Source organism: Hymenobacter algoricola, from assembly GCF_039539525.1.
GTDB lineage: Bacteria > Bacteroidota > Bacteroidia > Cytophagales > Hymenobacteraceae > Hymenobacter > Hymenobacter algoricola.
This window is the reverse complement of the sequence record NZ_BAABDH010000015.1, coordinates 111,780-126,104: the sequence shown is the minus strand read 5'-3', so window position 1 is coordinate 126,104 and position 14,325 is coordinate 111,780. Positions and strand designations below refer to the sequence as shown.

Below are 14,325 nucleotides of genomic sequence, written 5' to 3'. Positions count from 1 at the left end.
CAGACGCTGAACCGGACTTTCTTTCTGGACTGCTCCTGTCAGTTGCCGCTGCTGCCGGCCGCTCCGGCCGGAGGCTTCAGATTGGTTTCAAACAGCTTCAGAATCCGCTTGTACTCATCGGTCCAGGAGCTGGGCTCCACGAAGCCGTGGTCTTCCACCGGATACACGGCCAGCTCCCAGTTTTCCTTGTGCAGCTCAATCAGCCGCTGACTCAGGCGCACGATGTCCTGGAAGTGCACGTTGGTATCGACCATGCCGTGGCACATGAGCAGGGCCCCTTTCAGGCCGTCGGCGTAGTAGATGGGCGAGGAGCGCACGTAAGCCAGCGAGTCGTTGTAGGGCTCGTTAAGAATGTTGTCGGTGTAGCCGTGGTTGTAGTGGGCCCAGTCGGTGACGGAGCGCAGCGCGGCCCCGGCGCGGAACACGTCGGGCTGGGTAAACATGGCCATGAGCGTGATAAAGCCGCCGTAGGAACCGCCGTAGAGGCCGATGCGCTGGGGACTCACGCCGTACTTGTCCACCAGCAGCTTGGCCCCGTCCACGTGGTCGGTGAGGTCTTTGCCACCCATGGCCCGGTAGATGCCCGTACGCACGGCGCGGCCGTAGCCGCTGGAGCCGCGGTAGTCGATGTCGAGCACGGTGTAGCCCTTTTCCACCAGCAGGTTGTTGAACATGTACTCGCGCGAGTACTGGCTCCACCACTTGTGGGCGTTTTGCAGGTAGCCCGCGCCGTGCACGAATATCACGGCCGGGCCCTGGGCGGCGGCGTTGGCGGGCCGGTACAGGCGGGCGTACACGTCGGCGCCGTCGCGGGCCTTGATGGTGATTATTTCGGGCTCCCGCCACGGGTAGCTTTCAAACTCGGGCGTGGTGCTGTGGGTGAGCTGCCGCATGGGGCGGCCGGTGCCGTTTACCTTGTTGTCGAGCACGTACAGCTCCCAGGGTTTGGTGGCGGAGCTGTAGCGCACGGCCAGCGTCTTCTCGTCCGGCGACACGGTCACCTCGTTGCCCCCGACGCGGCTGGTAATCTGGATCAGCGGGCCGCCGTCGAGGCGCATGTGGTAGAAGTGCTGCTCGCCGGGGTGAGAGGCGTTGGCGGTGAGAAACCAGGTTTTCTTGTCGCGGCTGAGCTGGGCCTTCTGGATTTCGAAATTACCGCTGGTCAGCGCCTTTTTCCGCCCCGTCGTCACGTCCACGGCATACAGGTGGGAGTAGCCGGTTTCCTCGCTCTGAAACCACACCTGGCGCGAGTCGGGCATCCAGCCCACGTTGCCCTGGTCGTAGCCGATGCCGGGGCCGTTGATCCAGGCGTCGTCGTGCTGCCGGTCGAGCAGCCCGATTTTCTGCGTGGCCGGGTCGAAGCTCACGAGCCAGCGGTCCTTGTTGTCGGCGGAGCGCACCACCAGAAAGGCGCGCTGCCCGTCGGTCGACCAGAACGGGCCGTAGGGCACCACCCGGCGCAGCTCGGTGGCCGGCTTTCCCTTGGCGGCCGCCGACGCTTTTTTCACCGAATCGGCCGGGGCGGGCGCGGTGGGCCGGAGCTGGTACTCTTTGCGGTAGGCGGGCTGCTCATCCAGGCCCTTCAGATCCTGGTAGCCCAGGCTGAAGGTGGTGTCGCGCCCGATGTCGTAGAGCCCCAGCTCGTAGGCCGTTTGCGGGGCCCCCACTTTATTGCGGGTCGAAATATCTTCGGTAAAGCCCGAGGCCGTCACGAAATTGGGCACAATGGCTTTCTTCTCGGTGGCCGGCTCCTGCACCAGCCGGTAGGTTACGTAGCGGCCGTCGGGGCTCAGCTGGATGCTTTCCACCGTCTTGGTGCCCAGATAAATCGGCTTGGGACCGAGCCGGGCCAAAGCTTTCTGGGCCTGCGCCCGCGCCCGCGCATCCTGCTCCTTGTGCCGGATAACCTCAAACAGGGCCAGCTGCTGGGCCCGCAAAAACTTCTCCGACTGGTCGGTGGGCTGGGTGCCGGCGGGGCGGGTGCCGCGGCGGAAATCGGTGCGCTGCACCGTTTCGCCGGTGCCCGGGTTCCAGGTGTAGAGGTTGTTGGCCCGGGTGTAGCTGATCAGCTGGCCCTGCAGGGCAAAGGCGGGGTCGGTTTCGCGGTCGGCGGTATTGGTCAGGCGGCACGGGCGGCCGGTTTTGAGGTCGAGCAGGAAGATGTCGCCGTTTTTCTCGTACACCTTGCGGGCGTAGGGCCGGTCGTATTCGCCCGTGGTGGCGGGCAGGGCGCGCTGCTCGGTCAGGCTCACCTTGCGGGGCGTGCCCCCGGTGGGGGCCACCACGTACAGCGAGTCGCGGCGGGCTTTTTCGGGGTTCCAGGTGAAGTAGATGCGCTTGCCGTCCTCGCTCCAGGCCACGCTGCCGGGCGACGTGCCCAGCCACTGCGCCGGGTCGCGCATGATTTTCTCTACCGTCAGCGCGCCCAGCGGCGCGGCGGAAGTCACTGGTTTGGTTTGAGCGACGGCGGCAGAAACCGGCAGCAGCCACGGCAGCAGCCGCACAAAAGAGGAAAGGCGCATCAGCAGAAGAAAAAGGAAGAACAAAACGCCGGGCAGTGCCCGGCCGGGCAAGGACGGCAGGTCGCGGCCCGGCGTTGCAGGCTTTGCCGGGCGTGAGGCGTCGCGTCAGTTGGCCGTCTCGGCCCCGTAGGGATTCGGCTGGCGGATTTCCAGAAACCGGTCGGGGGCCGCCAGCGGGGCAAACCCGAACTGCGTGTACAGGCCGTGCGCATCGAGCGTGGCCAGGATGCGGCGGCGCAGCCCCTGCAGATCCGGGTGGGCCCACACCTGCGCCATCAGCCACTTCGACAGCCCCCGGCCCCGAAACTCGGGCAGCACGAACACGTCGCAGAGCCAGGCAAACGTGGCCGTATCCGTCACGATGCGCGCAAAGCCCGCCAGCCGGCCGTCGGGCGCATACAGCCCGAAGTTGAGCGAGTGGTCGATGGCACGCTGCAGAGTGGCGAGCGGAATGCCCTTCGCCCAGTACGACTCCTGCGCCAGGTAGGCGTGAATCGCGCCCACGTCGAGGCGGGCGGGGTCGGTGCTGAGGGTAAATCCCGGGGAGTTGGGGGAGTCGGAGGCCATGACGGGCGGGCGGAAAAGGTGCATCTTCGAAGGCCAAAGCTGGCAGAAATACTTTTATTCCCCCCTGCCGCCCGCCGCCGCCGCGCTCAGGCGGGAACGTCAGCATCCGAACGGCGCTTTTTTTCGTTAGCCTACTCAGACTCTTTGCACCCCTAACCGGCTCGTTATGAAATATTTTACGCCTGCCCTCTTTCTGGCCGCCCTTGGCCTGAGCGCCCCGGCCGCGGCCCAGACCACCACGTTTCAGGTAGGAGCCACCACCGTTTCGGTGACGCCGCTGGCCACCAACCTGGCCATTCCCTGGGAGCTGGTCTGGGGGCCCGACAATTTCATCTGGATGACGGAGCGCGGCGGCCGCATCAGCCGCGTAAACCCGACTACAGGCCAGGTGTTGCCCCTGCTCACGCTGCCCGATGCGGCGCCGGTGGGCGAGAGTGGGCTGCTGGGCATGGTCCTGCACCCCGACTTTGCCACCGCGCCCTACCTGTACGTGGTCTACAACTACTTTCAGGGGTCTGCCCTGCGGGAAAAGCTGGTGCGCTACACCTACGCCGGCGGCGTGCTGAGCAGCCCCCTGATTCTGCTCGACGGCATCAACGCGGCGGCCACCCACAGCGGCTCCCGCCTGCTGATTTTGCCCGACCGGACCCTGCTCATGACTACCGGCGACGCGCAGATGGCATCGGAAGCGCAGAACCCGGCTTCGCTCAACGGCAAGATCCTGCGCCTGAACCTGGACGGCACCATTCCGGCCAACAACCCCATTCCGGGCAGCCGCCTCTACACGCTCGGCCACCGCAATCCGCAGGGACTGGTGCTGGCCGCCAACGGCAAGCTGTACAGCTCGGAGCACGGCCCCAATAACGACGACGAGGTGAACCTGATTGAGCCGGGCCGCAACTACGGCTGGCCAAACGTGGAAGGCTACTGCAACCTGCCCGCCGAGCAGGCATTCTGCACCACCAACAACGTGCGGGAGCCCCTGGTCATCTGGACGCCGACGCTGGCCGTGGCAGGGCTGACTTACTACAACTCCCCCGCTATTCCGGAGTGGCAAAACAGCCTGCTGATGGCAACGCTTAAAGCCTCCAAGCTGGTGCAGCTCAAGCTCAACCCTGCTGGCGACGCCATTATCGCGCAGGCTGATTACCTGAACAGCTTTGGGCGGCTGCGGGCGGTGTGCATTTCGCCTCAGGGCCGCATCTACGTCTCGACCAGCAACCAGAATGACCAGATTCTGGTATTGGAAAACCGGGCTTACCAGCCTACTTCTGCCGCCGCCACCCAAGCCGCGGCCCCGCTCCGGCTCTGGCCCAACCCGGCGCACCACACCGTAACCGTCGAGCTGCCAGCGGCCCCCACGAAAGCAGCCACCGCGCAGGTGTACGATGCCGTGGGCCGGCTGGCGGCCACCGGACGCTTTGCCGCGGGGCAGACCAGCATGGCGCTGAACCTGGCCGGCCTGCGCCCCGGGCTGTACGTTGTGCGCACGCAGGTCGGAACCCGGCAGTACACCCAGCGTCTGGTGGTAGAATAATCAGCCTGCCTCAACCGGCACCAATGCAAAAAGAGGGCAGCGCTTCGGCGCTGCCCTCTTTTTGCATTGGTGCCGGTTTGGCTACAAGCCGCTAGTCGAGCACGACTTTACGGGTGATGGTGAACTCGCCCACGCGCAGGCGCAGCGTGTACACACCGCGGGCCAGGCCCTGCACGGCCAGCGGCGCCTCCACGGCCCCGCCGGCTACGGCCAGCGTCTGCGTGCGTACGGCCTGACCCAGGCTGTTGAAGAGCACAGCCGTCACCACGCTTACCGGCGGCGCACCGCGCAGTTGCAGCGTTACCTGGCCCGTGTGGCTCGGGTTGGGATACACGCTCACCACCCCGCCCGGCAGCTCCGCCCGGGTGGCCGTAATGAACGAAGCACCCAGCGTGAATGAGCCCGGCACATCGTTGGAGCCGTAGCCGGCCACCATGATGTAATAAGTAGTATTGGGCAGCATGCCGGGGGCCATGAAAGTACCTACCGTCTGGTTGTTGCCCGGACTGGCCCGGCAGATCAGCTGGGTAAATGGTCCCGAACAGCTCGCGGCCGAGAAGATGCGTACTTGTCCGGCAGCATTACCCGTGGTGGTGAAGGCCCCGGTGGTCGGACCCGAGCCGGTCGGGGTAGTCATGGTAAACCAGACGTCCTTGGGGTTGTTGGAAGTGGTGCAGCCCGGATTGACGTAGCCATTGGGTACCGTCGTGGTAGCGCCCAGGTTATTGGCTGCCAGCGGCGGGCCCGAGGCCGGCAAGACAAGTGCCGTGCAGGGCTCGTCGTTGGTGGCGGGGGCCAGGGCCGTGCGGAAGCAGCTCACGGCGCTGAAAGCGCTGCTGCCGCTGACGGGCCCGCAGTTCTGGCGCACGTAGAAGCAGTAGTCCCGATCTGCCGTCAGGCCCGTCAGCGTGTAGCTCGTCGTCAGGATACCCGTCACCCGGGTGCCCTGCCCCAGCACAAAGCCCTGCAGCCCGTACTCGAGCTCAAACGGCCCACTGGGCGTACTCGCATTCACCGACCAGCTCACGGCGGCCGTCGTCGCCCCCACGCTCGTCGTGCTCAGCCCCACGGGCAGGGGACAGTCGCTGGGCGCCGTCAGGCAGAGGGTAAAGGCGCCCTGCAGATCGGTCGTGCGCGCGTTGGCCACCATCACGTAGTAGGTCGTGCTGGGCAGCAGCGTGCTCAGCGTCAGGGCCGGGGTGGCCGTGCCGGCCGAGGCCGAAGCCGTGCAGCCCACCTGCGTGAAGGGCCCCGCGGCCGAAGCCGCCGAGAACACGCGCACCAGGCTGGCCGGCGCGCCGACGGCCGTCAGCGTGGCCTCGCGCGAGCCCCGGCCCGAGGCCAGCGTCGTAAAGCGGAACCACACGTCCCGGGGGGTCGAGGTCGTCCCGCAGCCCGTACCCGGGTTGGCATAGCCTGAAGGCGTAGTGGTGCTGGCGCCGCCGTTGGTGCCTGCCTGCGGAGCGGTACATTCCGCTACCAGGGTCAGGGCAATAGCGCCGCTCGGGTTATCATTGACCGGAGTAGTAGAAAAGGTAAACGGACCTACCGGAGTGCTGCTGCCCGTGGTGCCGCCGCAGTTCTGCGTGACGTAGAACTGATACGCCGTAGTAGCCGTCAGGCCCGTTACCTGCAGGCTGGTACCCGTGACGCCGGGCACGACAGTACCCTGGCCCAGCACGAAGCCCGCTGGGCCGTACTCTACCGTGAACGTGCCGCCGCCGCCCGGCGTGGTCCAGCCCAGCGTGGCCGAAGTGGCCGTGATGGCCGTGGCCGTCAGGGCTGCCGGCTCGGGGCAGGGCGACGGCGTACGGGCGCAGATCCTGAAGCGACCGAAGGCGTTGTTGCCGTACTCGAAGGCGCGCACATACAGCGTTTCGCCCCCGGGGCGGCCGCTTACCTGCAGGCGCGAAAAGAACCCGTTTGGCGAGCTGTCATCGTCGCAGCCTACCAGTGTGAGGGAGCCGCAGCTGCCGCTGTACACGGCAATGCCGGTATCGGTAACCGGGCTGCCGCTCACCGAATCGGTTTCGATGATAACGATGCCGTTGGCCGGTACAGTCAGCACGTACCACACGTCGCCGCCGTCGTAGCTGCTGCAGCCCGGGTCCGGCACGCCGGTCGAGCCGGTGGCCCCCACGTTGGTAGCAATCAATGAATTAACACAGCTGGCTCCGAGCGGCACGGGCAGCGCGGTGGCCGCGGCACACTCGTCGTTTACCGGCGGCAGGGCCGTTGTTGAGAAAGCGGCCGGACCTGTCCGGATACTGTTGCCCGCGGTGCCGCCGCAGTTCTGGGTGACGTAGAACTGGTAGTTGGTCCCCGGAGTCAGGTTGGTCAGCGTCAGCGACGTGGTCGTGGTCGTGGTGGTGGTACCCTGGGTGCCGGGCGTAAAGCCCGCCAGGCCGTAGTTGACCGTGAACGGACCCGTACCACCACCCGTCACCACCCAGTTCAGCGTGGCGCTGGTGGCCGTCAGGCCAGAAACGGTGAGGGCACTTGGGGCGGGGCAAGCCGCCGGCGGCGTCACGCAGATGGTGAAAGGCCCCGTCACATCACCCGAGCCGTAGCCCGAGACGAACACGTAATAGGTGGTATTCGCCGTCAGGGTGCCCAGCTCCAGAGTGCCAGCCGAAGTATTGCTGGCCGTACCGGCCTTACACCCCACTTGCGTAAACGGACCGGTACAGGCAGCAGCAGAAAACACCCGCACCAAGCCGGCCGGGTTACCGCTGACAATTACCGACACGGCCGTGCTGCCAGCTCCGCTGGCGGCGGTGGTAAACTTGTACCACACGTCCAGCGGACTGACAGCAATGCCGCAGCCGGAGCCGGGGTTGGTGTAGCCGTTGGCGGCCGTGGTAGTAGCGTTGACGTTGGTGCCCTGGACGGGCGAGGTACAGCCGGCGGCCACCGGCACGTTGATAGCGTTGCACGGCTCGTCATTGACGGCGGGGGGCGGTGGGGGCGTCGGCGTAGTAACGCAGATGGTGAAAGCGGCCGCCGCGCTCGATGGCAGCGTGGCCGAATAGGAATATACCCGCACATAATACGTAGTACCGGCCGTCAGCCCATTATAGACTCGTACGTTCGGGTCAGAGAACCCCAGCGACGATAAGCTGCCGCAGGCGCCGGCGAACAGCTGCTGAACGTAGTCGCCGGTGCCGGTCAGCGTTACGGTGTGGGCCGTAGAGGTAGCCACAAACTGGTACCACACGTCGTCGTCAGCCGTCCCGACGGGAGTCGCCAGGCCTACCGTAGCAGTAGCGCCTTCCACGGTGCCGTTCGTGGCCGCGCTGCACGTGGCCAGCAAAGCGCCGGGGGTGAGCGTCACGGCGCTGGCGCAGGCATCGTTGGCCGGGGCCGGTGCGCGCGTGGTGAACGAAACCGGGCCGCTGGTGGTGCTGTTGCCGTTGGCGCCGCCGCATACCTGCGCGACGTAGAACTGGTACTGGGTGCTGGCCGTCAGGCCGCTCAGGGTAGTGGCGGGCGTAGTCGACGTAACGACAGTGCCCTGGCCCAGCACAAAGCCCTGGGGGCCATATTCTATCCGGAAGGAGCCGCCCCCGCCGGCCACCGTCCAGACCAGGTCGGCAGTAGCAGCGGTGAGGTTGGTGGCCGCCAGATTGCGGGGCGCCGGGCAGGCCGCGGGGGCCGCCGGCGTGAAGCTGTACACCTGGCCGGTAGCGGGCTTGGTGTTCAGGTTGGTGGTCTCGGTAGTGGAGCTGGCCGTCGGGGCCGCCGTGGTGTTGTTCAGCGACAGGTAAGAACCGGCGCCGGTGCCGGTGCCGGCAATGCCAATGGAAGCCGTTGCCGAGTTGACGGGGGATGCCTCGCCACGGTAGAAGAACTCCACTTTGTTGGTACCCTCGTACAGCTTGGCCTGAAAGGAGATGACGGCACCGGCCGCGGCGTAATTCCACTCCCAGTTCAGCCATTCGAAGGTGAAGACGCGGTTTGGAGCAGTGCCCTCTACCAGGTAGGAGCCGGTAGCGGTAGCGCCGGCCGGGCGGCCATCCAGGTCATCCCAAAGCGGGGCTACCAGGGGCCGGTTGGCCGCGGCCGTGGTAGCCAGCGCGTTGCCGCCGGTGGAGCCGGTGGCCGTACCAAAGGTCAGGTAGCCATCTGACGAAGCCTTGACGCTGCTGTACGGAGCGCCATCGACCACAAAGGTGAAGCCCAGCGGAATCGACGGCGACAAGAAGAAGTCGGCGGTCATGCCCGGTACTACCGTGGCCCCGCTGAGCGGCGCGAAGCTGTCTTGGCGGGCCGACAGGGTATAGGTGTCGACCTGGGCGGCAGCCGGCTGGAGTAGGCCGAACCACAGGCTTACCAGCAGCAGGGCAGTGACCCGCCAGGGCGTGATGCCCCCACCAAGAAGGGGGTAAGCGCGCTCAAAAAATCTGGGTAAAGGTTTTTTCATCGGGAAACCAACTGGTAAAAGGTGAAAAAAAGGCACGGAGAGGAACCTGCCAGCCCAAGAAGTGCCGGTGCCGGACACCAAGCACGGGTGGGTAAGATAGCAGGCTCCTAAAGCTATCGATCTGCCGTCACTTATGGAAGTATTCTTATAAAACTTAGATTTTTCTTTCATTACTATTGAGCCTACCGGATAAGCATCTAAGGCGAGAGATTAGGATTATTTGATTTAAAGAAGCCGAAACATTTATATATTACGGCTACGTTTTCCCACCACCCGCTCCTTATTCCTCCATCAAAATCTTCTCAGCGCATGAAGAAAACTTTACAAGCTACCTACCTGCTGCTCTTTGCCTGGTGTCTGTCGTTAGCAGGGATGCAAAGCGCGCAGGCTTCGCACATGCAGGGTGGCCAGCTCACCTACCTGGCCATGGGCAACAACCAGTACAAAGTCCAGCTGACCGTTTTCCGTGACTGCAGTGGCGTTGCATTTTCAGGCATCACGCCGGACCTGGAGTACCGTACCACGGGCTGTTCCGGGGGTCCCTGGCCCAAAATACGGATGCTCCTCGTGCCCGGCACCCAGAAGATCGGGGACCCCTATTGCGCCAACTTCCCCGGCGGCCCCAGCCCCTGTGGGTCAGGCAAGGCCACGAACTACGAAACCGGCATCTTTGAGGCCACCGTGACGCTGCCCCCAGCAGCCGAATGGACCCTGAGCGTAGCCATCAATGCCCGCCCCGACGTGGGCAACGTGGTTAATTCCAGTTTTGAGGACATGTACTTTGAGGCTAAGCTCAATAACCTTGTGGGTGGGCAGATCATCCAGAACACTTCCCCCCAGTACGATCAGCTGAACGCCGCTACTCCGTTCGTGTGCTGGAAGCAGGACACGCAGCTGTCATTCGCCACCACGGAGCCCGACGGTGACTCGCTGGTATACAGCCTGGAAACACCCCTGGGCGGCTGCAATGAGTCGCTTAACTACGACAGCTACACCTCCACCCGCTTTATCCTGGTTTCAGAAGGTCCGCCCGTCTGCGTAGCCGATCTGGGTCCGAATGCCACCGGCGTTTATACTCCCACCTTTCCGCTGCCCTCCTATTCGTTTACCGGCCCGGCCTGCCCGCAGGTCCGGACTGCCGTCCCCACGTTTGCCTTCAGCCCTACCCTGGGGACGATGACGTTCACTCCGGCCCTGTTTACGCCGGGCAACACGACGGCGCAGCAAGCCAAGAACAAGTATGCCGTAGTGGGCAAGGTAACGGAGTGGCGCCGCATCAGAAATGCCAGTGGCGTTCTGACGGCCTACAAAGTGGGCTCAGTGCGCCGCGACATGCTGGTTGTAGTTATCGACTGCGGCACCAACCTGATTCCGGGCCCGCCGCTGGCTACCGGTGGCCCCAAGACCGGGGTGCAGATTGTAAATTCCCGTGACTCGACCTTCATTACGGCCTATACCTGCAACTACACCGAAGTGCGGCTGAAATTCAGCGACCCGAATCCTACCGACCTGATCAAGGTGACGTATCCGGAGCTGGATCCGCAGGTGCCCACCCCGCAGAAGCCAACGTATCTGCCCGAGGACGTGGCTACGTTTCAGCTGCTGGGCAATGAAACCAAAACTCCCTACGGCATCCTGCGCATCCGCCCCGACGTGGCTTTTACTGGCCGCACGTTCCGCATTCCGGTGAAGATCGAGGACAACGGCTGCCCGACAAAAGGGGTGACTTACCGGACTATCGTGCTGAAAATTGCCAAGGGCAACTTTGCCAAGGTGGTTGCGTCGGCGGCCAGCCCGATTATCTGCGAAGGCAGCGCCGTCAGCCTCAAGGCGGACCCGGCCCGGCCCGATTCCGTCGGTCAGCAGGTGGCCAGATACGGGTACCGCTGGACGCCGGCACCCGGCTTTAACCTGGCCGACACCGCCAAGCAGACGGCCAGTGTGCGCCCAACCGTCACCACGCGCTACAAGGTGCGCATCGTGGGGTTGGACTTCCGCCAGTCGCCGACCATCACCTGCTTCGACACGGCTTCCGTGCTGGTCCGGGTTCGGCCGGCCATCACCGTCAACTTCACCGTGACGGGACGGGCACTGGCCCAGGTCGGCGGACCAAACCTGCCAAAGCGCGCTTTCACGATAACCAACACCTCAGTTGACACCAAAAACATCGACACCTACATCTGGTCGTACAAGCGCGTCCGGGACGGCCGGGGCAACCCGGTGTCGGACTCGACGGAGGTAACTTTCTCCAACCGCTTCAATCCGGGTGAGCAAACCTTCGACGAAGGCCCCGGCACCTACCGCATCATCCTGCGCATTTCCAACATGGCCGGCACCACCCAGTGCGCCACGCTAACCAAGGTGCAGACCGTCGTAGCGCCTGATCTGGTCGTGCCAAACGTGTTTACGCCCAACGGCGACCAGCTCAACGATACGTTCGTGCTGTCGGCCGAAGGCGCCGGCGCCGGCAAGGTGCAGATCTTCAACCGCTGGGGCCGCCTCATCAAGCAGTACGAAAACTACCGTAACGAATGGGACGGCGCCGAGCAGCCCGACGGCGTGTACTACTACCTCATGACCGACAAAAACGGCACTACTTCCAAAGGCTGGGTTGAGCTGAACCGATAAGCTTCCTGCCCTTTCACAAAAAAGCGCGGCCTTCCGGGGCCGCGCTTTTTTTGTGTCTGCCTCCAAACCTACGAACCTGGCGGTGGCTCACTTCAGACTTCCGGCAAGCGGTGCCGCTCATTTTTCACGGCGTTGGTCACCGTCCAGTTCAGCTCGTGGCTGAAGGCGTGCTGCCGCACCGGGCAGTCGGGCATGCAGCACAGCGAGCAGGCGGCAAACGTGCAGGGGTCGGCGTGCACGAACATTTCCACCTCCACATCGAAGCGGCTTTTAATCACGCCTTCAATAGCATTCAGCTCGTTGTGGGTTTCCTCCAGGCTGAAATAATACGGCATCTGCATGTGGCAGTCGATGTGCAGGTTGGCGCCGTAGCGCAGCACGCGCAGGTTGTGCACGTCGATCCAGGCGGGCCGGCGCTGCTGCTGCAGCTCGGCAATTACCTGCTCGACCGTAGCTACGTCCGACTCGTCCATCAGCCCCGAAACGGAGCGGCGCACCATGCGGAAGCCGTTGACGACGATGAAAATGCCCAGGATCAGGGCGGCTCCGGCATCAAACAGCACGTTGCCCGTCACGAGCACCAGCACCAGGGCCAGGCACGAAACCAGGGTGCTCAGCGCATCCAGGTACAGGTGCTGCCCGTCGCCGACCAGCGCCACGGAGTTCAGCCGCCGGCCCGTGCGCAGCAGCAAAAATCCCACCCCCAGATTAATGAGGGCCGTCAGGCCCAGCAGCACCATGCCCGTATCGAGCCGACCCACGGGGTGCGGGTGCAGGATGGCAATGATGGCGCTGTAGAAGATGTACACGCCGGCCGTCAGAATCAGGGCGCCCTCGAAGCCGATGGACAGGTATTCAATCTTGCCGTGGCCGTACGGGTGGTTTTCGTCCTTGGGCAGGCTCGATAGGTAGATGCTGTAGAGGGCGAAGCCGCTGGTAAAAACGTTGATAATCGACTCCAGCGCGTCCGTGAGTACCGCCTGCGACCGAGTCAGGTAGTACGCCCAGAATTTGATGGCCACCAGGCCGATGCTGACCACCAGGGAAAGAAGGGCGAGACGGTTCTTGGTTTTGGTAGCAGTCATGATGGTGGTGGCAGGCGGCAAAAGCCCGTAAAAGTCCGGCAAAAAAAAACAGCGCGGCACAAACGGAAACCTTTTGCCGGGGAAACGGTATTTCCGTTAGTTTAAAAATATATTTAGACTACCCTAAATTTGCTTTCCTTTGTGAAGACTCCTTCTCCCCTGCTCATGCCTACCGTTACGCAAGCTCCTGCTACCCCACCGCCGGTCGAACCGGGCTGGCGGCAGCCGCGGCATGCTCCCTCGCTCAGTGAGGTCTATGCCAGCATCAAGGTGCCGGCGGCCAGTGCCTCGTTCTGGCGCAAGCTGATGGCCTTCTGGGGGCCCGGGCTGATGGTGGCCGTCGGCTACATGGACCCCGGCAACTGGGCCACCGATATTGCGGGCGGAGCCCGCTACGGCTACACGCTGCTGTCGGTGGTGCTCATCTCCAACTTGTTTGCCATGCTGCTCCAGCACCTGGCCGCCAAGCTGGGCATCGTGACGGGCCGCGACCTGGCCCAGGCCTGCCGCGACCATTTCTCGCGGCCCGTGTCGATGGTGCTCTGGGTGCTCTGCGAAATTGCCATTGCGGCCTGCGACCTGGCCGAGGTTATCGGCTCGGCCATTGCCCTGAACCTGCTCTTTGGCCTGCCGCTCACCTGGGGAGTCAGCCTTACCATCCTGGATGTATTCGTGGTGCTGCTGTTCCAGAGCCGCGGCTTTCGCATTATCGAAAGCATTGTGGCGGGGCTGACGGTGATAATTTTTGGGTGCTTCGTGTATGAAATCATCGTTTCGAACCCCGACTACTTCGGCATTCTGCACGGCCTGGTGCCCCAGCCGGCCGTGGTTACCAACCCGGGCATGCTCTACATTGCCATCGGCATTCTGGGCGCTACGGTGATGCCGCACAACCTGTATCTGCACTCCAGCATCGTCCAGACCCGGGCCATTGAGCAGACCGAAAGCGGTAAGCGCATGGCCATCAAGTTTGCCACCATCGACTCGACCGTGGCGCTGTTTCTGGCTTTTTTCGTGAATGCGGCCATCCTGGTAACGGCGGCCGCGGCCTTCCACCGCAACGGCCTGTTCGACGTGGCCGATATCGGCGACGCGCACAAGCTGCTGGCGCCGGTGCTGGGAGCGGGGGCGGCCAGTACATTTTTCGCCATTGCCCTGCTGGCCTCGGGCCAGAACTCCACCCTTACCGGTACGCTGGCCGGGCAGATTGTGATGGAAGGCTTCCTGCATCTGAAGCTGCGGCCCTGGCTGCGGCGCCTGATTACCCGCGGCATTGCCGTGGTGCCGGCCTTTATCATTGCGTGGCTGTACGGGGAGAAAGGTACCTCCGACCTGCTCATACTGAGCCAGGTGATTCTGTCCCTGCAGCTGAGCTTTGCCGTGGTGCCGCTGATTATGTTTACCGGCGACCGGGCCAAGATGGGCGTTTTCACCAACCGGCCGCTGATCCAGGGCGTAGCCTGGCTCGTGTCGGGAATCATCATTGTGCTCAACGCCTATTTGCTCTTCAAAACTTTCTTCGCCTAGACAAGAATCTGCGCAGCGGCTGCCCGGCCGTTGCGC

At 63.9% G+C, this 14,325-nt stretch carries 7 protein-coding genes; 3 read left to right on the top strand and 4 right to left on the bottom strand.

Features of this window, described 5'->3' with window-relative positions; genetic code table 11:
• Window positions 1-38: 38 nt before the first annotated feature.
• Together ABD842_RS03890 and ABD842_RS03885 are read right to left on the bottom strand one after the other, a co-directional pair.
• Window positions 39-2,522: a prolyl oligopeptidase family serine peptidase gene (locus ABD842_RS03890; protein ID WP_345110332.1), complete on the bottom strand. Its 2,484-nt coding sequence runs from the start codon at window positions 2,520-2,522 to the stop codon at window positions 39-41.
• Between the two features lie 105 nt (window positions 2,523-2,627).
• On the bottom strand, window positions 2,628-3,113 hold the full coding sequence (locus ABD842_RS03885) for a GNAT family N-acetyltransferase (protein WP_345110329.1): 486 nt from the start codon (window positions 3,111-3,113) through the stop codon (window positions 2,628-2,630).
• A gap of 142 nt (window positions 3,114-3,255) precedes the next feature.
• Between ABD842_RS03885 and ABD842_RS03880 the strand changes: the two genes are divergently transcribed.
• Window positions 3,256-4,626: a PQQ-dependent sugar dehydrogenase gene (locus ABD842_RS03880; protein WP_345110326.1), complete on the top strand. Its 1,371-nt coding sequence runs from the start codon at window positions 3,256-3,258 to the stop codon at window positions 4,624-4,626.
• A gap of 91 nt (window positions 4,627-4,717) precedes the next feature.
• Here ABD842_RS03880 and ABD842_RS03875 read toward each other — a convergent pair whose 3' ends face one another.
• Entirely contained in the window at window positions 4,718-9,049 is a 4,332-nt protein-coding gene (locus ABD842_RS03875; RefSeq protein ID WP_345110323.1) for a fibronectin type III domain-containing protein, read from the bottom strand.
• 309 nt (window positions 9,050-9,358) lie between these two features.
• Here ABD842_RS03875 and ABD842_RS03870 point away from each other — a divergent pair, with 309 nt between their 5' ends.
• On the top strand, window positions 9,359-11,677 hold the full coding sequence (locus tag ABD842_RS03870; protein WP_345110320.1) for a T9SS type B sorting domain-containing protein: 2,319 nt from the start codon (window positions 9,359-9,361) through the stop codon (window positions 11,675-11,677).
• A 92-nt stretch (window positions 11,678-11,769) separates the two neighbouring features.
• On the opposite strand, the gene ABD842_RS03865 is transcribed toward ABD842_RS03870, so the two are convergent.
• The gene (locus tag ABD842_RS03865) at window positions 11,770-12,762 is read right to left on the bottom strand and encodes a cation diffusion facilitator family transporter (protein ID WP_345110317.1); all 993 of its coding nucleotides are present in this window, start codon (window positions 12,760-12,762) and stop codon (window positions 11,770-11,772) included.
• Window positions 12,763-12,927: 165 nt separating this feature from the next.
• On the opposite strand from ABD842_RS03865, the gene ABD842_RS03860 reads away from it, so the two are divergent.
• Window positions 12,928-14,289, top strand: coding sequence for an Nramp family divalent metal transporter (locus tag ABD842_RS03860; RefSeq protein WP_345110437.1), 1,362 nt, complete (start codon window positions 12,928-12,930; stop codon window positions 14,287-14,289).
• Window positions 14,290-14,325 lie beyond the last annotated feature (36 nt).

Bases quoted from the DNA above. Each gene is read 5' to 3' on its own strand.
- ABD842_RS03860 (WP_345110437.1), top strand. From the start codon at position 12,928: ATGCCTACCGTTACGCAAGCTCCTGCTACCCCACCGCCGGTCGAACCG.
- ABD842_RS03890 (WP_345110332.1), bottom strand. From the start codon at position 2,522: ATGCGCCTTTCCTCTTTTGTGCGGCTGCTGCCGTGGCTGCTGCCGGTT.
- ABD842_RS03865 (WP_345110317.1), bottom strand. From the start codon at position 12,762: ATGACTGCTACCAAAACCAAGAACCGTCTCGCCCTTCTTTCCCTGGTG.
- ABD842_RS03870 (WP_345110320.1), top strand. From the start codon at position 9,359: ATGAAGAAAACTTTACAAGCTACCTACCTGCTGCTCTTTGCCTGGTGT.
- ABD842_RS03880 (WP_345110326.1), top strand. From the start codon at position 3,256: ATGAAATATTTTACGCCTGCCCTCTTTCTGGCCGCCCTTGGCCTGAGC.
- ABD842_RS03885 (WP_345110329.1), bottom strand. From the start codon at position 3,113: ATGCACCTTTTCCGCCCGCCCGTCATGGCCTCCGACTCCCCCAACTCC.
- ABD842_RS03875 (WP_345110323.1), bottom strand. From the start codon at position 9,049: ATGAAAAAACCTTTACCCAGATTTTTTGAGCGCGCTTACCCCCTTCTT.